Source organism: Roseateles sp. PN1 (genome assembly GCF_038419725.1).
Taxonomy (GTDB): Bacteria; Pseudomonadota; Gammaproteobacteria; order Burkholderiales; family Burkholderiaceae_C; genus Paucibacter_A.
On record NZ_JBCARA010000012.1, the window covers coordinates 117,370 to 135,452 of the forward strand.

An 18,083-nucleotide genomic window follows, 5' to 3' on the forward strand; every position below is an offset into this window, starting at 1 on the left:
GACTGCTCTGCGCCGGCACTCGCCTCAGCATCAGGGGGCCAGCAGGGGCGGGTTGGCGCGGGATGGGGTCTGGGCCGAAGGGCTCAGGCGCTGGCTGCCGGCCTGCACTTCGAAAGCAGCGCCGAAGCTCTCCACATGGCTGGGGCTGGCGACGGTGTCCACATACCACCACTCGCACACGGCGCGCTGGCGGTTCACGTCCAGCAGCATGTAGCCGCGGCGGTGCAGATTGATGAACTTGAAGTGGGGGTTGAGCGAGCGCAGATAGGCGGCGGTGCCGCCGCTGGTGTCGCTGTCCACACCGGGCGAGGTCACCGAGGTGCCGACGAATTCCACCGCCTGCGAGCCTTCGCCTGTGGCCGGGTTGTAGCCGCCGGTGCTGACATTGGCGTTGTTCGGGTCTTGCGTCAGGTCGGCGGCCCAGGAGCTATGAATGTCACCGGTCAGCACCACGACGTTGTTGACGCGGGCATGGCTGGCATCGCCCTTGATGACGTCGTAGATGCGGTTGCGGGCGGGCTGGTAGCCGTCCCACTGGTCGCTGTTCAAGAAGACGCCGCCGCCGGCCGCATTGGCTGCGGCCACGCCCTTGAGCTGGGCGAACATCACGCCCTGGCCCAGCAGCTTCCACTGCGTGCCGCTTTGGCGCAGGCGCTGGGCCAGCCAGGCTTCTTGCTCGCTGCCGAGCAGGGTGCGGCTGGGGTCGGCAAAGGGGCCGGTCTGCACAAAGCCCTGGCCCAGCGGCGTCGCAATGCTGCCCTTGATCTGCTGCGAGCGATTGCTCAGGCGCTCTTCCAGCATCAGCAGGTCGACCAAGTCGCCGTAGACGAAATTGCGATGGTTGTCATTGAGCTTGGCGGTGTTGACCGGGCGCACCGGCATCCACTCGTAATAGGCCTGCAGGCCGGCGGCCTGGCGCGTGGCCCAGTCACCCTCGGTGGCGGGCTGATGGTTCTCAGCGCCGGTTTTGTAGGCGTCGTTGGTGATTTCGTGGTCGTCCCAGATGGCAATCAGCGGGTGCTGGCGGTGCATGGCTTGGGAGTCGGCGTCGCGCTTGTACTGGGCATGGCGCTGGCGGTAGTCGCTCAGCGAGACGATCTCGGTGGCGGGCTCCGATGGGCGCGCCGAGCCGTACTGGCCGCTGCCGTATTCGTAGATGTAGTCACCCAGGTGAGCCACCAGATCCAGATCGGCGCGCTGGGCGATGCGGGCATAGGCATTGAAATAGCCATAGGCCAGGTTGGAGCAGCTGACCACGGCCATGCGCAGGCTGCTGGTGCTGCCCACCGGCAAGGTCTTGGTGCGACCGATGGGGCTGGTAGCGCCTTCGGCGGTGAACTGGTAGTAGTAAGTCGTGCCTGGCTGCAGGCCGATGGCGTCCACCTTGACCGTGTAGTCACGGCCCGGGTTGGTCTTGCTGCTGCCGCGCAGCACCACGTTGGTCAATGCGGCATCGGTGGCTACCACATAGCTCACCGGCACGGCGGGCTTGAGGCTTGGCGGCGTGACGCGGGTCCAGAGGATGACGCGGTCGCTCAGCGGGTCGCCGCTGGCCACGCCGTGCTGGAAGATCTGCACGACGGCAGCGGCCTGTGCTGCCAGGGGCAGCAGCATGGGCGTGGCGGCGGCCATGGCCACCGTGCTGGCGCCGGAGCGCTTGAAAAATTCGCGGCGAGTGCTGCCGGTGCGCAGCGGCTTGACTTGTGACGGGCGGCCCATATTCATCTTTCGTTGGCAGCGCGCGAAGGAGGATGCCGGCGCGCATGGCTGCGCAGTCTGGCAGCGCTGTTTGACAAGCCGAATGGGGGCGCGTGCGGCCGCGTAGTCCGTATGGCACTTGCCCTTACGGCAGCTCGGCTTGCTGCGAGGCGCCTAGCTTCGTTTGCGTGTCGCCAGATGTGGGCAATGCTGCCGAATCACCCCGGCCAGGGTCTGAAAGGCCGGGCCAATCTTGTGCTCCGGCACGCAGGCATAGCCCAGCAGCAGGCCGCGCTGCACGCTGGCCGGGCGGCTGTAGTAGCGGCTCAGCGCCCGCACGGCGATGCCGGCCGCAGCGGCGGCGGTCTCCAGTGCGCAGTCGTCGGTGTCCGCTGGCAGTTGCAGTACCAGGTGCAGGCCGGCGTTGTCGCCCAGCACGGGCAGCTGCGCGCCGAACTGTTCGTGCACCGCAGCCAGCAAGGCCTCGCGGCGGCGGCCGTAAAGCGTGCGCATGCGCCGGGTGTGGCTGCCCAAATGGCCTTGCTGAATGAAGTCGGCCAGGGTGGCTTGCTGCTGCAATTGACCCTCGCGATACAGCTCGGCCGAGGCCTTGGCAAACAGCGGCGCCAGGCTCGCCGGCACCACAAGATAGCCCAAGCGCAGCCCGGGGAACAAGGTCTTGCTGAAGCTGCCAACGTAGAGCACACGGTCGCCCCCGTCCAGGCCTTGCAAGCTGGCCACCGGGCGGGTGCCGAAGCGGAATTCGCTGTCGTAATCGTCCTCCACGATCCAGCTGCCGTGGCTGCGGCATTGCTCCAGCAAATGTTGGCGCCGCGCCAGGCTCATCACCATGCCCAAGGGGTATTGATGCGAGGGCGTGGCCAGCACCAGGCGCGGCATGGCGCCGCGCGGGCGGGTCGGCCAGCGCAGGCCTTCGCTGTCCACGGCCTGGGCCACCAGGTTCAGGTCCAGGCTTTGCAGGGTGCTGCGCAGGCCCCAGTAGCAAGGCTCTTCCAGCCAAACGGTGTCGCCCGGGTCGGTCAGCAAGCGCGCCACCAAGTCGACAGCCTGGTGGCTGCCGCTGGTGACGATGATTTGCTCGGCCGTGCATTGCACCGAGCGGGCGCCGCGCAAATGCTCGGCCAGTGCGTCGCGCAGCGCGGGCAGGCCGCCGCCGGGGGCGTAGCTCAGGCGCTCCGGCTGGGCCTCGCGCCAGCGCCGGTTGTGCAGGCGCAGCCAGGTGCGCACCGGGAACTCGGTCACATCCGGCACGCCGGGCATGAAAGCACCCCATTGCCGCGCCGACACGCCAGCCTGCTCCAGCAAGAGGCGGCCGCGCTTTGACAGGGCCGGCGCCTCCTTGGGGCGGCCCGGCTTCGGCGGCAGCTGCGGTGCCTCGCGTTCGACCTCGGCCACATAGCTGCCACTGCCCTGGCGGGTGTCCAGGCAGCCTTGGGCGCGCAGATTGTCGTAAGCGTCGATCACCGTGTTGCGTGAGACCCCTAGCTGCTGCGCCAGCCAGCGTGAACTCGGTAGCTTGCTGCCGGCCGCCAGCCGGCCTTGCAGCACCGCCTGCAGCAGCAACTCATGCAGCTGGCGGTTGACGGCCTGGCCTTCACGCAGGTGTTGCTGCAGCCAATCGGCCAGGTCAATCGGAATCACGGCGGCACCCTTTTTGACTGAAAAGTGGTTCTATTAGAAATCACAAACTGGATCTTTTGAAAAGATCCACTTTGGCGCACATTCGCAAGCATGGTCAAAAGCGACCCAGCCAACCCACACAGGAGATCCCATGCCCCAGCTCGACACCCACGGCCTCAATAGTGACTGGCACGCGCGCCGCCTGGCGGCCACCCCACGCGGCGTGGCCGTGCTGGAGAACTTCTTCGCCGCGCGAGCGTTGAATGCCGAACTCTGGGATGTGGAGGGCAAGCGTTATATCGACTTCGCCAGTGGCATCGCCGTGCTCAACACCGGCCACCGCCATCCGCGTGTGCAGGCCGCCATCGCTGCGCAGCTGGAGGCCTTTCACCATACGGCCTACCAGGTCGTGCCCTATGCCAGCTACGTCAGGCTGGCCGAGCGCATTAGCGCCGCCACGCCGGGCCACTGGGCCAAGAAGACGGCCTTCTTCACCACCGGTGTTGAGGCGGTGGAGAACGCCATCAAGATCGCCCGCGCCGCCACCGGCCGCAGCGGTGTGATCGCTTTTGACGGCGCCTTCCATGGCCGCACCATGATGGGCATGGCGCTGACCGGCAAGGTTCAGCCCTACAAGGCAGGCTTCGGCCCCTTCCCGGGCGAAGTCTTTCACGCCCCATTCCCCAGCGAGTTGCATGGCATCAGCGTGGATGATGCGTTAGCCGGTGTGCAACGCCTGTTCAAGTCCTCCATCGACCCCAAGCGCGTGGCGGCCTTCATTTTTGAGCCGGTGCAAGGCGAGGGCGGCTTCTACCCCGCGCCCGAGGCCTTCGTCGCCGGCCTGCGCCGCATTGCCGATGAACACGGCATTGTGCTGATTGCCGATGAAATCCAGAGCGGCTTTGCACGCACCGGCCGCCTGTTTGCGTCGCAGCACCACAATGTGCCGCTGGACCTGATCACCTTCGCCAAGAGCCTGGCCGGCGGCATGCCCTTGTCCGGCGTGTGTGGCCGTGCCGAGTTGATGGACGCACCCGCACCGGGCGGCCTGGGCGGCACTTATGCCGGCAACCCGCTGGCCGTGGCGGCCGCGCATGCGGTGCTGGACGTGATTGCCGACGAGGGCCTGTGCGAACGCGCCGAAGCCCTGGGCGGGCGCCTGCGCCACCGCCTCAATGATTTGCGCGCCACGGTGCCGCAGATCGCCGAGGTGCGTGGTGTGGGCAGCATGCTGGCGGCCGAGTTCTGCGACCCCAGCACCGGCGCGCCCGATGCCGACTTCACCAAGCGCGTTCAGACCCTGGCGCTGGAGCAAGGCCTGATTCTGCTGACCTGCGGCAGCTACGGCAATGTGATCCGCTTCCTTCACCCGCTGACCACGCCGGACGCGGTCTTTGACGAGGCGCTCACCATCCTCGGCCGAGCCCTGCAACAAGCCCAGCAACAAGGTTAAGACCATGGACGCCAACACCTCTTTGCTGCGTGAGCAGGCATATCTGGCTGGCCGCTGGGTCGGCGCCGATGACGGCCGCCACTTTGACGTCCACAACCCCGCCACCGGCGAGCGCCTGGGCCATGTGCCGCTGATGGGCGAGGCGGAAACGCAGCGAGCCATCGCTGCCGCCGATCAAGCCTGGGGCCCTTGGCGGCGCCGCAGCGCCAAAGAGCGCGCGGCCGTGCTGCGCCGCTGGTTTGAGCTGATGTTGACGCACAGCGAGGCCCTGGCCCAGCTGATGACGCGCGAGCAGGGCAAGCCTCTGGCCGAGGCGCGCGGCGAGGTGGCCTACGCAGCTTCTTTCATCGAGTGGTTTGCCGAAGAGGGCAAACGCATTTACGGCGAGACCATTCCCAGCCCCTTGAGCGACCGCCGCCTGCTGGTGCTGCGCGAGCCCATCGGCGTTTGCGCGGCCATCACGCCCTGGAACTTCCCGCTGGCCATGATCACGCGCAAGGTCGCGCCGGCGCTGGCGGCAGGCTGCCCCATCATCGTCAAGCCGGCCGAAGGCACGCCTTTCTCGGCCCTGGCGCTTGCGGCCTTGGCGGAAGAGGCCGGCGTGCCCGGTGGCGTGCTGCAGGTCATCACCGGTGACGCGCGCGCCATTGGTGGCGAGCTAACGCGCAACCCGGTGGTGCGCAAGCTCAGCTTCACCGGCTCCACCGAGGTGGGCCGCCTGCTGTATGCGCAGTCGGCGCCCACCATCAAGAAGCTTTCGTTGGAGCTGGGCGGCAATGCCCCCTTCATCGTGTTTGAAGACGCCGACCTGGACGCCGCGGTCGAGGGCGCGATGATTTCCAAGTTCCGCAATGCTGGCCAGACCTGCGTCTGTGCCAACCGCATCTATGTGCATGAGCAGGTTTACGAGGCATTCGCCGACAAGCTCTGCGCCGCTGTGGCTCGCCTCAAGGTCGGCAATGGCTTGGAGGACGGCGTGCAGCAAGGCCCGTTGATCGACGCGGCTGCCGTGGCCAAGGTGGAAGCCCACATCGCCGACGCCGTGGCCAAGGGTGCGCGGGTGCTGTTGGGTGGCCAGCGCCATGCCCTGGGTGGCAGCTTCTTTGCACCAACCGTGCTGGCCGATGTGCGGGCCGATATGGCGGTGGCTCGTGAAGAAACCTTTGGCCCACTGGCGCCGCTGTTCAAGTTCAGCAGCGACGCCGAGGTGATCGCCCTGGCCAATGACACCGAGTTCGGCCTGGCGAGCTATTTCTACAGCCGCGACATCGGCCGCGTCTGGCGCGTGGCCGAGGCGCTGGAGTACGGCATGGTGGGCGTCAACACCGGCCTGATCTCCAACGAGGTGGCTCCCTTTGGCGGCGTCAAGCAAAGCGGCCTCGGCCGCGAGGGCGCGCACCAGGGCATCGAGGACTATGTGGTGACCAAGTACGTGGCGATGGCGGGGCTCTAATCCTTGATTTGAGCGGCATGGCTTTTCGCACGATCGTCAGCCTGCGTGCTGATATGTGCGTCTAATTCGTTTCAAATCGCCCCGCATCGCCGCGCTGACTTGATCTAGCTCAAAAGAAGGTACTGCCAGCCCCGATTGCCTCAAAACAGTCATTTGCCCTGCCTAGACTGCGACGCGTACCAGTTCACAACGGGGTTCGCATGCAGAAGTCAGACGCAGTCGCCGCGATGGGGAAGAGCAGCCTTTTGCTGCCGGCGTGGATCAAGGCCGCCCTGGCCGCCAATGATCGCTTGAAGCTCTACCTGAGCGTGCTGCAGGCCGCCGCAGCGCATGCGGCCCACCCCGAGGCCGAAGCGCTGGACCTCGGCCGCGAGGTGGCCGCCGCCGGTATCGAGGGCCGCTGGTTGCGCGAACTGCCAGGCGCGGCCTCGCAGGTGGACGGCGCCTTGTTGGTGCCTGACCTGCCGCGCATGTCCGCTCGCTTGGCCGAGGACTTGAGCGTGATGGCGCGCCCCTTGCTGGACAGCGCCGCCGCCGTTGATGCGACCCGCGAGCGCCTGGCCCATTGGCTGCAATGGCTGGACGCGTTTGGTGAGCAACACAGCGGCGCCGAAGCGCTTAGCGCCGAGCAGCTGCGCTTGCTGACCAGCGGCAAGCGTGCCGAAAAGAGTCATGGCAAACCGGGCGCCAAAGCCGAGGGCAAACACGCGCACGGCAGCGTCAAAGTCGGAGATGCTGCCGAATCCGACAGCCTGCATCTGCTGGTGATGGATCTGCACAAGCAGCTCAATCAACTCGCCAGCACCTTGTCCAGCGAAACCATTGATGGCGCCCATGTCTGGCAATTGCAGGACGGAGACCACGCCCGGGTGCAAGCCTTTATGCGCGGCCTCAATCGCACCGCGCGGCTGAAGTTTGACCACCCCGGTCTGGATACCGCCGCCACCCGTGACGGCGATCGCCTGCTGCTGCAAAACGATATCGGCACCAACGACGCCCATGTGCTGGTGCTGCAGGTGGAGGGCTTGAGCATCACGCTGAACTACTCCGACCTGCATCGCCCGCGCTTCGAGTTTTTTCAGGAACTGCTCAATCCCTTTGGCGCGCAGTGGGCCGACACGCAGTCCAAGGTTGCCGCCGGCCTCAATGATGGTCAGGCCTACACCTTCGGCAGTGCGCGCTTTGACTGTGCGGACGAGGCGGCCTTGGCTGCCGCGCTTGAAGGCATAGGCTCACGCATCGTTTTTCTGATCGACTGGAACCGCGCCCGCAAACGCCTGCTGCCTTTTGTCGGCAAGCAAGGCGCCATCGAGGTACTGCGCGCGGCCGCAGCGCAGGATGTGGGTCATATGGCCTGGCTCAAGGCGGGCGGCGAGCAGATCATTTTTGCGGCCATGCAGGCTGCTGGTGAGGGTGCCTTCCGCATCGGTGACCGGCTGGACAATGTGCTCGGCCAAGCCGATGCGCAAGCCTTCATGCTGGAGGTGCTGGGCCAGGCCAGCAAGGCGCTGCTGGCCGGCCAACCTGCCGCCCTGGTGGCCGACGAGACCCGCATGCTGCTGGCCCGCCGCATGCGCCAGCGCAGCAGCGAGTTCGACCTGATCGAAGAACATGCGGCCTACTGCCATGCGCTGGCCCAGGCGGTCAGCGATGGCCTGGCCCACGATGTCACCGGGGGGCCTGGAAAAGGGGAACACAAGGGCGATCACAAAGCGGCACGCCATGCCGCACGCGGCTTGGCCGAGCGCGCCAAGGTGTGGGAGCGCCAGGCCGATCATCTGGTCATGCGCGCCCGCGATCAGGCGCAGCGCCAGCGCCGCTGGCAGCCGATCGCCCGCTTGCTGGAGCTGTCAGACGATATTGCCGATGCGCTGGAAGAGGCCGCTTTTCTGATCAGCCTGATCGCCGAAGACCACCGCCAGGGCTGGAGCGCCGAGCTGCATCAGTTGCTGGGCAAGCTAGCGCAAGCCGTGCTGTCGGCCACCCAAGAACACATCAAGGCCCTGGCCATCGCGCGCCGCCTGGCCTCGCGTGGTGAGGGCGGCGATGCTGGTAGTGCAATGGGCCAAGACGGCGCCGACAGCGACGCCTTCCTCGCCGCCTCCTGGCATGTGCTGCGCTCCGAGCGCGAATGCGATGAACTGCTGCGCGCCGCGCGCCGCGTCATGCTGGGTGCCATCAAGGATGCCGCCTCGCTGATGCTGGCCAATGATCTGGCGATGGCGCTGGAGCTGGCCTCGGATCGGTTGTTGGTCGCGGGCTATGCGCTGCGCGATGTGGCGTTTGAGCAAGTCGGGGCGCAGGCATGAGCGCCCAGCTTCAACCGAGCCCGGCTTGGCCGCAGGCGCTGTACCTGATCGGCTGCACGGCGCCCGAGGCCGAGCAAACAGGTGGCTTGGCCGCGAGTGCCCAGAGCATGGGCTTCAAAGCCTACAACCTGCTGCGCATGGCCGAACTTGGCTTGCCGGTGCCGCCGGCGTTTGCGATCGGCACCGCCTATTGCCGCGATGCGGCGGCCAGCGCGTCCGCCGCTGAGCACGGGATCTGGCGGCCGGGCCTGGACGCGCTGGAGCGGGCCACCGGCCTACGCTTTGGCTGCGCGCGGGAGCCCTTGCTGCTGTCGGTGCGCTCGGGCGCGCCGGTGTCCATGCCGGGCATGATGGAAACGCTGCTGAATATCGGCCTGTGCGAAGCCACATTGCCGGGCTTTTTGCGCCAGACCGGTAACCCGCGCCTGGTCTGGGACACCTATCGCCGCTTGGTGGCCAGCTACGGCGAGGTGGTGGCCGGTGTGCCGGCAGCGGTGTTCGAGGCACAGAGCAGCGCGCTGTTGGAAGAGCGTGCTGTGGGCGATGAACGCGAGCTGGACTTTGCCGAACTGCGTACGCTGACCCGGCGCTACCTCGACGCCTACGCGGCGGCCGCCGGCGTGCCTTTTCCGCAGCAGCCCGAGGCGCAGCTGCGCGGCGCCATCGGCGCGGTGTTCGCCAGCTGGCAATCGGCCAAGGCCTGCGAATACCGCCGCCAGCGCCAGATCCCCGATGCTATTGGCACGGCAGTGACGGTGCAGACCATGGTCTACGGCAATGCCGGCGGGCGCTCGGGCTCGGGCGTGGGCTTCACCCGCGACCCGGTCAGCGGCGAGCCCAAGCTGTGGATCGACTTTTTGTTCAACGCCCAGGGCGAGGATGTGGTGTCGGGCCGGCGCAGCGCCTTTGGCCACGATGAGCTGGCCGCCGTGATGCCCTCGGTCTGGCAAGCCTTGGGCGAGACCGCCGCGACGCTGGAGCAGGCCTTTGGTGATATGCAGGACTTTGAGTTCACCGTGCAAGACGGCCGCCTCTATCTGCTGCAGACCCGCAATGGCAAATGCTCCGCCCAGGCCTTGGCGCGCATCGCGCTGGACCTCTGCGATGCGGGCGTGATCACGCCCGAGCAGGCGCGCGAGCGCACCGCCGCGCTGAGCCTGAATGAGCTGGTCAGCACCGGCACCGCAGCCGCCGATGGCCAGCCCCTGCGGCCCTTGGCGCATGCAGCCAGTGCCAGCAGCGGCGTGGCGGTGGGCGAAATTGCTTTCGATGAAGCGGCCGCGCGGGCGCGCCATGCCGCTGGCGCGCCGGTGCTGCTGGTGCGCCGGGATGCTGAAACGGGCGACATCGCCGCCCTGGAGCTGGCCGCCGGCTTGCTGACCCAGCGCGGCGCGCGCACCTCGCATGCGGCGGTGGTGGCTCGGCAACTTGGCAAGGTCTGCTTGGTGGGCTGCGCCGAGATGGCGCTGGACGAAGAGGCCCGCACCCTGAGCATCGGCGAGCTGACCCTGCGCGAGGGCGATTTGCTGACCCTGGACGGCAATGACGGCGCCATCTACGCCGGCGCCGTGCACACCCTGGTGCTGCCGCTTGCTGACTTGCAGCAGCGACTCACTCGGCTGCGTGCAGGCGCAGACGCTAGCCAGCCGGCCCAGGTGGCCGAGCTTGCAGTGGACGCGGCCGCATGAAGCGCCAGCCCCGAGTTGCACGCTGTGAGCTGCCTACCGGCTTTGGCGATACTGCCGAGCGCGAGCCCAAGCCCAAGCCCATTCATTCGCCAAATTCCTAACGAGATAACGCCATGACCGAAGCGCTGAAATCCTCAAGCCCGCAGCCGGAACGTCCGGCGGTGGATGACATTGATCGCACCGTGCATGCCCAGCTGGCGCGGCTCACCATGGGCCTGTCACCCGCCTCCATGGGCGCGGCGATGCTGGACTGGTTGGGCCACTTGGCGTTGTCGCCGGGCAAGCAGCAAGCCCTGGCGCGTCAGGCCTTGGCCAGTCTGGCCGAAGGCGCTAACGCCGAGTTGCCTTCGCATGACCGCCGCTTCGCCGCGCCGGAATGGCAGCGCTGGCCGTTCAATCGGCTGGCCCAGAACTTCCAGCGCCAGGAACGCTGGTGGCAGGCGGCCACCACCGGTGTGCACGGCGTCAGCCCTCATCACGAGCAGCAGGCCGCCTTTCTGGCGCGGCAGTGGCTGGACATGTTCTCGCCCTCTAACTTTCTGTGGACCAATCCGGAAGTGCTGGCTACCACGGTGAAGAGCGGCGGCGCCAATCTGCTGCAAGGCGCCAAGCATCAGTGGCAGGACACGCTGCAGCTGCTGACCGGCAAGCAGGCCGATGGCGCCGCACCCTTTCAGCCTGGCAAGGACGTGGCCATCACGCCCGGCAAGGTGGTGTTTCGTAACCACCTGATCGAGCTGATTCAGTACGCGCCGCAGACCGAGACGGTGTTCGCCGAGCCCCTGCTGATCGTGCCGCCCTGGATCATGAAGTTCTACATTCTTGATCTCTCGCCGGCCGATTCGCTGGTTCGGTACATGGTGGAGCAGGGCCACAGCGTCTTCATCATCTCCTGGCGCAATCCCGGCGCCGAGGACAGAGACCTGGGTATGGATGACTATCTGAAGTCCGGCGTGCTGGCCGCGCTCGATGCCATCAGCGCCATCGTGCCGGAGCGCCAAGTGCAGGCCCTGGGCTATTGCCTGGGCGGCACCTTGCTGTCGATTGCTGCGGCCTATCTGGCTCGCAGCGGTGACAAGCGCCTGAACTCGCTGACTCTGCTGACCTCGGAGATGGACTTCACCGAGCCGGGCGAGCTCTCGCTCTTCATCGATGAAAGCCAGCTGCATCTGCTTGAAGACATGATGGCCGACAAGGGCTATCTCGAGGGCGGGCAAATGGCCGGCGCCTTCACGATGATGAATGCCCGCGATCTGCTGTGGTCGCGCCTGGTCAATGCCTATCTGATGGGCAAGCGCCCAGCGCCCAGTGATTTGGGTGCCTGGAATGCCGATGCCACCCGCATGCCTTATCGCCAGCACAGCGAGTATCTGCGCGGGCTTTACCGCGACAACGATTTGGCGCAGGGCCGCTACCAAGTCGACGGTAAGCCCGTGGCGCTGCCCGATATCCGCCTGCCGATATTTTCGCTGGGCGCGCTGCGCGACACCGTGGCGCCCTGGCGCTCGGTCTACAAGATTCACTTGCTGACGCGCGGTGAGATCACTTTCTGCCTGAGCAGCGGCGGCCACAACGTCGGTGTGGTCAGCCCACCGGGGCCGGGCGTGGCGCGCAGCTACCAGCTGGCAACGCACTCGCCTGACGCGAACTACATCGACCCCGACAGCTGGGTCGCCAGTGCCCCGGCCTTTGAGGGCTCTTGGTGGCCGGCTTGGGCCAACTGGCTGCAGCAGCATTCTGGCGCGCGCGTGGCGCCGCCGGCCATGGGCAATGAGGCCGCGGGCTATGCGCCGCTGGACGATGCGCCCGGCCGCTATGTGCTGATGCCTTGATGATCAATTGACAAGAAAAGAGGGAACTGCATGACAAGCCAAATCAAGCCAGGCCCAGCCAGCGCGCTGCCCAGCCTGGCCGGAAAGAAGGGCCTGATCGTTGGCATCGCCAACGATCAAAGCATCGCTTACGGCTGCGCCCAGGTGATTCGCCAACTCGGCGGCGACATCGCCGTGACGTTTATGAATGCCAAAGCCGAGCCGCATGTGCGGCCACTGGCCGATCAGCTGGGTGCGGAAATCATTGCCCCGCTGGACGTGGAGCAGCCCGGGCAGATGGAGGCCGTGTTCGCCCAGATCGAGCAGCAATGGGGGCGGCTCGATTTCGTGCTGCATGCCATCGCCTTCGCCCCGGCCGCCGACCTGCATGGCCGCGTGGTGGACAGCAGCGCGGCCGGCTTCGCCCGCGCGATGGACATCTCATGCCACTCTTTCGCCCGCATGGCGCGCTTGGCAGAACCCTTGATGAGCCAGGGCGGCGCCTTGGTGACCATGAGCTATTACGGCGCCCAGAAGGTGGTGCCCAACTACGGCATCATGGGCCCGGTCAAGGCCGCGCTGGAGGCCACGGTGCGCTATATGGCGGCCGAACTCGGCCCGGCAGGCATACGCGTTCATGCGGTATCGGCCGGCCCGATCAAGACCCGCGCAGCTTCGGGCATCGGTGAGTTCGAGAAGCTGCTCGACGACACCGCCGCTCGCGCACCCGAACACCAACTCGTCACGATCGCCGATGTGGGCGCCGTGACCGCCTTGCTGTGCAGCGATGCTGCACGCGCCATGACCGGCAACGTCGTGTTTGTCGACGCTGGTTACCACGTGATGGGCTAAGCCATGGACGCAGAAATCATTCAATTCGAACCCGCCTCCGAGTTCCTGGAGAACCGCCCGTTTTCCGACATCCGCGTGGGCGATAGCGGCAGCCTGGTGCGCAGCGTCAGCATGCGCGACATTCAGCTCTTCGCCGCTGTGTCGGGCGATGTGAACCCGGCCCATGTGGATGCGCTGTATGCCAACAGCAGCCACTTCCACGGCATCATCGCGCACGGCATGTTGGGCGCGTCGCTGATCTCCACGGTGCTGGGCACGCGCTTCCCCGGCCCCGGCACCATCTACCTGGGCCAGAACCTGAAGTTCCTCAAGCCGGTCCATATCGGTGACACCTTGACGGTAACCGTCACGGTCAAGGCGCGCGATGAACTCAGGCACCGCCTGACCCTGGACACCCGCTGCCTCAACCAGCATGGCGAGGCGGTGATCGAAGGCGAAGCCGAGGTGATGGCACCCAAGGAAAAGCTGCGCATCCACCGTACCGAGCTGCCCGAGCCCTTGCTGGCGGGCAAGATCATCGAGGCCGACTAGCTCGGTGCATTGAGGCGGCCAAGCGCTCCCGGTGCCAGGGCTTGCCTAAGGCTGGCCCTGGCTGGGTAAGGGTGTCAACTGCAAGGTAAACCAGCGGCATCTCGGGGCTTGCGGGCCAGGCTGATCTTGGATGATGGTGCATTGTCGGCGGCACGCCCGCTGAATGCTTTCCCTCGTTGTTCCCGGAGTACCCGCCCCCATGCTGAAGAATTTGACCATTGCCGGGAAGCTGCGCGCTGCCTTCGCCCTGCTGCTGGTATTGCTGATCGGCCAGGCCTTGTTTGCCTATTCCCGCCTGGAGCAGGTGCAGAACGAGCTGCATGAGATCAGCACGAATTGGCTGCCCTCGGTCAGCGCCGTCAAGCAAATGAACACGCATGCGATGGAGTACCACAGCGGTGGTCTGCTTGAGTTCTATGGCTCCGACGAAAAAGAACTGGCGGCCGCGCGGGCCGAAAAGTCCAACAAGCTTGAGGCCTTCAATAAGGCGCGGGAGCACTATGCCAAGCTGATCTCGCTCGATGCGGAGCGCAAGGCCTATGAGTCCTTCGTTGCCAACTGGGCTCGCTATGTTGAGCTGTCCGAGCGGGCCGTCACCTTGAAGCGCGGCGGCAAAGCCGAAGAGGCGCAGCAAACTGCCCAGGAGGCCCGCACGGTCTTCGCCACCGCCGACGCATTGATCGACAAGCTGGTGGCCTTTAACGAGGAAGGCGCCGCTGCGTCCAAGCAGCACGGCGAGGAGGTCTATCGCTCGGCCCTGACTTGGTTGACCCTGATCAGCCTGGCCGCGTTGGCCGTCGGTGCATTGCTGTCAGTGAGTTTGATTCGTGCCATCACCCGTCCACTCACCCAGGCCCAAGCGGCCACCGAGCGCGTGGCCGCAGGCGACCTGAGCCAGCCCATCAGCTTCAGCGGCAATGACGAAATTGCTCAGTTGCTGCAAGGCATGCAGCGCATGCAGCAGAGCTTGATCGCCACCGTGGGCAGTGTGCGCATGGGGGCAGATTCGGTGGCCACGGCCAGCGCCGAGATCGCCCAGGGCAATGCCGATTTGTCCTCGCGCACCGAAGAGCAGGCGTCTTCGCTGGAAGAAACGTCGGCCACGATGGAACAGCTGCAAGCCACCGTGCGGCAGAACTCCGAGAGCGCCGCGCAAGCCAATCAGCTGGCCCAGAGCGCCTCGCAAGTGGCGCGTGATGGTGGCCAGGTGGTGGGCGAGGTGGTGAGCACCATGCGCGGCATTGAGACCAGCTCCACCCGCATCTCCGACATCATCAGCGTGATCGATGGCATCGCCTTCCAGACCAATATCCTGGCCTTGAACGCCGCGGTGGAAGCGGCCCGCGCCGGTGAGCAGGGCCGAGGCTTCGCGGTGGTGGCGGCCGAAGTGCGCACGCTGGCGCAGCGCTCGGCGGCGGCCTCGAAGGAAATCAAGGGCTTGATCACCCACTCGGTTGAGCAGGTGCAAAGCGGCACGCAGCTGGTCGACAAGGCCGGCCAGACCATTCAAGACATCGTCAGCTCGGTGCAAAAGCTGGCCGACATCGTGGGCGAGATCAGCAGTGCCAGCCGCGAACAATCGCTGGGCATCAGCCAGGTCGGTGAGGCCATCAGCCAACTCGACCGCGCCACCCAGCAGAACGCGGCCTTGGTGGAAGAGAGTGCGGCCGCCAGCGAGAGCCTGCGCAATCAAGCCCAGACCCTGGTGGGCGCGGTGTCTAGCTTCAAGCTGGACGCGCATTCGCGTGCCTCGCAGCCCGCCGCTGCGGCGCGCACCAGCAGCGCCATGAACCGCCCGGCGCCCTATAAGGCAGTCGCGAAGGCCGCGGTGCGCGCACCATCAAAAGTCGCCGCCAAGCCAATGGCTCAAACAAGCCAGCGCCCCGCGCCCGCAGCCACCAAGGCCGCAGCGCCTGTTGATGATGGCGACTGGAGCTCCTTCTGAGCTTGCGCCAAAGCGAGCCGCGCCGCGCGTAATGAGTGGCCCCGGCACCCGCATCAGCGCCAAGCCGGCCGCCCCGTTCGCATGAGAGAGAATGCGCCGCATGCGATTTGCGGCGCCTTCAATGCTTGCCCAGCTGTACCAGCAAGGCCACGGCCAGTGGCCTGGGCGCAGCGTCGGCTGTGCGGCTTCCTGGCTGCCTGCGCGTGACCATTCCGCGCCCGAGCTGCCAGCCACGATCTGGGTGGTGCCTGCTTGAGCACCACGCCGAGTCAATCTCCCCGCCAACAACCCAGCGATTCGCGTAGCGAGTCAGTCGGCGCCTTGGCCTCCGCGAGCATCGCGCGCCGTGCCTTGCGCGGCCTGAGCTTTGGCCGCGGTTCAACGAGTGCCGACCCCGACGGCCGCCGCGTCAACGTCGCCCTGCTGGCTTCGTTGCTGATTCACGGCCTGCTGTTGAGCCTGTTTGTCGGCGGCCAGGGTTCAGGCTTGCCTGGGCTGGTTCTGCCCTGGCAGGATCGCCGAGGGCAAGAGCCGGTGGATCTGCGCGTGGTGCTGGCGACGCCGCCTGAGCAAAGCGCCGCGGCTCAGCTGCCGCCACCGCCCCCGCTGCCGCCCGTTGAACAGCCTGCGCAGATTGACCCGGCCCAGCCGGCCACGGCGCTGCTGCCGGCGCAGAGCGAGCCAGGCGCCGCCACCGTTTACCTGGCGGATGCCCCAGCCGCCGAGGCCGGCGTGACCACAGCGCCGCCGGCCATGTCCGCAGCGGCGCCAAGGCCAAACCCCACAGCAACAACTTCCACGGCAACTGCGCCATCACCAACTTTGTTCGCGCAGCCCTCGGATCCCGAGCCGCAGCCATCGCCCGCGGCGCCGCCACTGATAGCCTTGACCAACTCGGAAGTGGCAACCCAAGTCGTGCCGCTGCATCGGCTGGCACCGGCCGCATTGCATGCGGCATCGCCCGCCGCATCGGCAGCCCTGACCGAGATGGCGGGGCTGCGTGACGCGGTGCGCGCCGATCAAGTGCGCGCGGCGGCAGAAGAGGCAGCCGCCAAGGCCCGCGCCTTGGAGTTGGAGGCGCTTGAACAAGCCAAGCAGCAACAACAGCAACAACAAGAGGCGCAGCGCGTGCTGGCCGAGCAAAGGGCGGAGGCGGCGCGGCAAGAGGCGCAGGCGCAGGTGGAAGCCCGCCAAGAAGCGCAGCGTCAGGCGTTAGAGCTTGCCCGCCAGGAAGCGGCCCGTGAAGCCGCCGCAAAGCTGCAAGCCGCCGCAAGGCAGGAGGCCGAGCGTCAGCAAATGGCGCGACAGGCCGCTCAGCAGCAAGCGGCCGCTGCATCAGCCGCAGCCGCCCAGCAAGCCGCAGCGCGCCAGGCTGCCGCTCAGCAAGAAGTCGCCAAGCAAGCCGCAGCCAAGCAGGAAGCCGAGCGCCTGCAGGCCGAACGCCAACTGGCTGCTGCCGCGCAAGCTGCTGCTTCCGCCGCTCAGCAAGAGGCCGTTCGGCAGGCCGCCGCAGCCCGACAAGCGGCAGAACAACGTCTGGCTGCAGAGCGCCTAGCCGCTGAACGCCGGGCCGCCGAAGCGCAAGCCGCGGAACGTCAGGCTGCACTTGCTCAGGAAGCGGCGCGTCAACAAGCGGCCCAGAAGTTGGCCGCCCAACAATTGGCGGCACAAGAACAGGCGGCACAGCAACTGGCCGCGCAACAAGCCGCCGAACGTCAGGTCGCCGCCAGCCAGGAAGCCGCACGGCTGGCCGCCGCCAATAAGCAAGCGGAGCGCGCCGAGCAAGACGCCAAGCGCGAGGCCGTGCGCCGGGCCATGGGCCGGCAGCTAGATGAAGAAGCGGCCCGGCGTGATGCCGCCCGGGCTGATGCCAACCCGCCCGGCATGCGCGGGGCAGCCAGCACAGCGCCGCTCTTGCCCTCGGCCAGCAGCCAGCGGCGCGGCCGCCTGTTTGGCCGCAGCGACGCCAATGCCGAGATGCTGCTTTACGCCGAAGCCTGGAGCCGCAAGATCGAGCTGAATATGAGCTTCGATCTGGTGCGTGACGCCCTCAAACAGCCTCACAACAAGCCGCTGGTGACGGTGGCGATCCGCCGTGACGGTTCGGTAGAGGCGGTCACTTTTGTCACCTCCAGCGGCTCGGCCGAGCTGGACGAGGCCATCCGCCGCGTCGTGCAAAGCCACGCGCCTTACCCAGCCTTCCAGCCCAACTTGGCGCGCGAATTCGATGTGATCGAAATCCGCCGGACCTGGCACTTCGATATGGCGATCCGGCTGTACTGAACCGTGTGCACTTGATGAGGCTAGTGTGATATTGCGGATAGCGCACTAGCACCGGCGCGATTCAGTCCGCGCCTGCTGGCCCTGATTCGGCCGCGGCACCCGCTGCGCCCGAAGTCGCCGCATGCGCCTGCACCGCGATGCCGTACAAGGCCAACATGCCCATCACATGGCCGACGGCCACGCCCGGCTCGCCCGACTCGATGCGGCCTATGGTCTGCACATGCACGCCCAGCTTGGCAGCAGCTGCCGCCTGACCTTCGCCCGCCTGTAGCCGCGCCTGTTTGGCAGCCGCACCCAGATCCTTGATGGATTGCAGAGCGTCCGCGCCAATGTCCAGAGAAACTCGTTTGCCTTGTGCCATGGGGAGATTGTCTCTATGTGTGCTGCGGTTGAAGAGGATTCCGCACAGAGTTCGAAGG

General features: G+C 66.6%; 12 protein-coding genes. 9 read left to right on the forward strand and 3 right to left on the reverse strand.

The window, feature by feature from the left end; genetic code table 11:
- Positions 1-30 precede the first annotated feature (30 nt).
- The gene (locus AABB87_RS18225) at positions 31-1,719 is read right to left on the reverse strand and encodes an alkaline phosphatase D family protein (protein ID WP_341972688.1); all 1,689 of its coding nucleotides are present in this window, start codon (positions 1,717-1,719) and stop codon (positions 31-33) included.
- Between the two features lie 153 nt (positions 1,720-1,872).
- The gene (pdxR, locus tag AABB87_RS18230; RefSeq protein WP_445944884.1) at positions 1,873-3,360 is read right to left on the reverse strand and encodes a MocR-like pyridoxine biosynthesis transcription factor PdxR; all 1,488 of its coding nucleotides are present in this window, start codon (positions 3,358-3,360) and stop codon (positions 1,873-1,875) included.
- Between the two features lie 130 nt (positions 3,361-3,490).
- Here pdxR and gabT point away from each other — a divergent pair, with 130 nt between their 5' ends.
- From gabT to AABB87_RS18275, 9 genes are all read left to right on the forward strand, one after another.
- Positions 3,491-4,792 (forward strand): 4-aminobutyrate--2-oxoglutarate transaminase, encoded by a 1,302-nt coding sequence (gabT, locus tag AABB87_RS18235; protein ID WP_341972689.1) that lies wholly within the window; start codon positions 3,491-3,493, stop codon positions 4,790-4,792.
- A 4-nt stretch (positions 4,793-4,796) separates the two neighbouring features.
- Positions 4,797-6,245, forward strand: coding sequence for an NAD-dependent succinate-semialdehyde dehydrogenase (locus AABB87_RS18240; protein ID WP_341972690.1), 1,449 nt, complete (start codon positions 4,797-4,799; stop codon positions 6,243-6,245).
- Between the two features lie 200 nt (positions 6,246-6,445).
- Positions 6,446-8,554, forward strand: coding sequence for a phosphate transport regulator (locus AABB87_RS18245; protein WP_341972691.1), 2,109 nt, complete (start codon positions 6,446-6,448; stop codon positions 8,552-8,554).
- Positions 8,551-10,242 carry a PEP/pyruvate-binding domain-containing protein gene (locus tag AABB87_RS18250; protein WP_341972692.1) on the forward strand — a complete coding sequence of 564 codons (1,692 nt, stop codon included), beginning with the start codon at positions 8,551-8,553 and terminating at the stop codon, positions 10,240-10,242. Before AABB87_RS18245 ends, AABB87_RS18250 begins: the two co-directional genes overlap by 4 nt.
- Positions 10,243-10,355: 113 nt before the next feature.
- Positions 10,356-12,074 carry a PHA/PHB synthase family protein gene (locus AABB87_RS18255; protein WP_341972693.1) on the forward strand — a complete coding sequence of 573 codons (1,719 nt, stop codon included), beginning with the start codon at positions 10,356-10,358 and terminating at the stop codon, positions 12,072-12,074.
- 30 nt (positions 12,075-12,104) lie between these two features.
- Positions 12,105-12,905, forward strand: a complete 801-nt coding sequence (gene fabI, locus AABB87_RS18260; protein WP_341972694.1) for an enoyl-ACP reductase FabI — start codon at positions 12,105-12,107, stop codon at positions 12,903-12,905.
- A gap of 3 nt (positions 12,906-12,908) precedes the next feature.
- Positions 12,909-13,436 carry a MaoC/PaaZ C-terminal domain-containing protein gene (locus AABB87_RS18265; protein WP_058718470.1) on the forward strand — a complete coding sequence of 176 codons (528 nt, stop codon included), beginning with the start codon at positions 12,909-12,911 and terminating at the stop codon, positions 13,434-13,436.
- 199 nt (positions 13,437-13,635) lie between these two features.
- A complete protein-coding gene (locus AABB87_RS18270; RefSeq protein WP_341972695.1) occupies positions 13,636-15,381 on the forward strand; it encodes a methyl-accepting chemotaxis protein in 1,746 nt (581 codons plus the stop codon).
- A gap of 321 nt (positions 15,382-15,702) precedes the next feature.
- The gene (locus tag AABB87_RS18275) at positions 15,703-17,664 is read left to right on the forward strand and encodes an energy transducer TonB (RefSeq protein ID WP_341972696.1); all 1,962 of its coding nucleotides are present in this window, start codon (positions 15,703-15,705) and stop codon (positions 17,662-17,664) included.
- A 61-nt stretch (positions 17,665-17,725) separates the two neighbouring features.
- Here AABB87_RS18275 and AABB87_RS18280 read toward each other — a convergent pair whose 3' ends face one another.
- On the reverse strand, positions 17,726-18,025 hold the full coding sequence (locus AABB87_RS18280; RefSeq protein WP_341972697.1) for a helix-turn-helix domain-containing protein: 300 nt from the start codon (positions 18,023-18,025) through the stop codon (positions 17,726-17,728).
- Positions 18,026-18,083: the final 58 nt, after the last annotated feature.

Excerpts from the sequence above, each read along its gene's own strand:
- AABB87_RS18225 (WP_341972688.1), bottom strand. The coding sequence starts at position 1,719 with ATGGGCCGCCCGTCACAAGTCAAGCCGCTGCGCACCGGCAGCACTCGC.
- gabT (WP_341972689.1), top strand. The coding sequence starts at position 3,491 with ATGCCCCAGCTCGACACCCACGGCCTCAATAGTGACTGGCACGCGCGC.
- AABB87_RS18240 (WP_341972690.1), top strand. The coding sequence starts at position 4,797 with ATGGACGCCAACACCTCTTTGCTGCGTGAGCAGGCATATCTGGCTGGC.
- AABB87_RS18245 (WP_341972691.1), top strand. The coding sequence starts at position 6,446 with ATGCAGAAGTCAGACGCAGTCGCCGCGATGGGGAAGAGCAGCCTTTTG.
- AABB87_RS18250 (WP_341972692.1), top strand. The coding sequence starts at position 8,551 with ATGAGCGCCCAGCTTCAACCGAGCCCGGCTTGGCCGCAGGCGCTGTAC.
- AABB87_RS18255 (WP_341972693.1), top strand. The coding sequence starts at position 10,356 with ATGACCGAAGCGCTGAAATCCTCAAGCCCGCAGCCGGAACGTCCGGCG.
- fabI (WP_341972694.1), top strand. The coding sequence starts at position 12,105 with ATGACAAGCCAAATCAAGCCAGGCCCAGCCAGCGCGCTGCCCAGCCTG.
- AABB87_RS18265 (WP_058718470.1), top strand. The coding sequence starts at position 12,909 with ATGGACGCAGAAATCATTCAATTCGAACCCGCCTCCGAGTTCCTGGAG.
- AABB87_RS18270 (WP_341972695.1), top strand. The coding sequence starts at position 13,636 with ATGCTGAAGAATTTGACCATTGCCGGGAAGCTGCGCGCTGCCTTCGCC.
- AABB87_RS18280 (WP_341972697.1), bottom strand. The coding sequence starts at position 18,025 with ATGGCACAAGGCAAACGAGTTTCTCTGGACATTGGCGCGGACGCTCTG.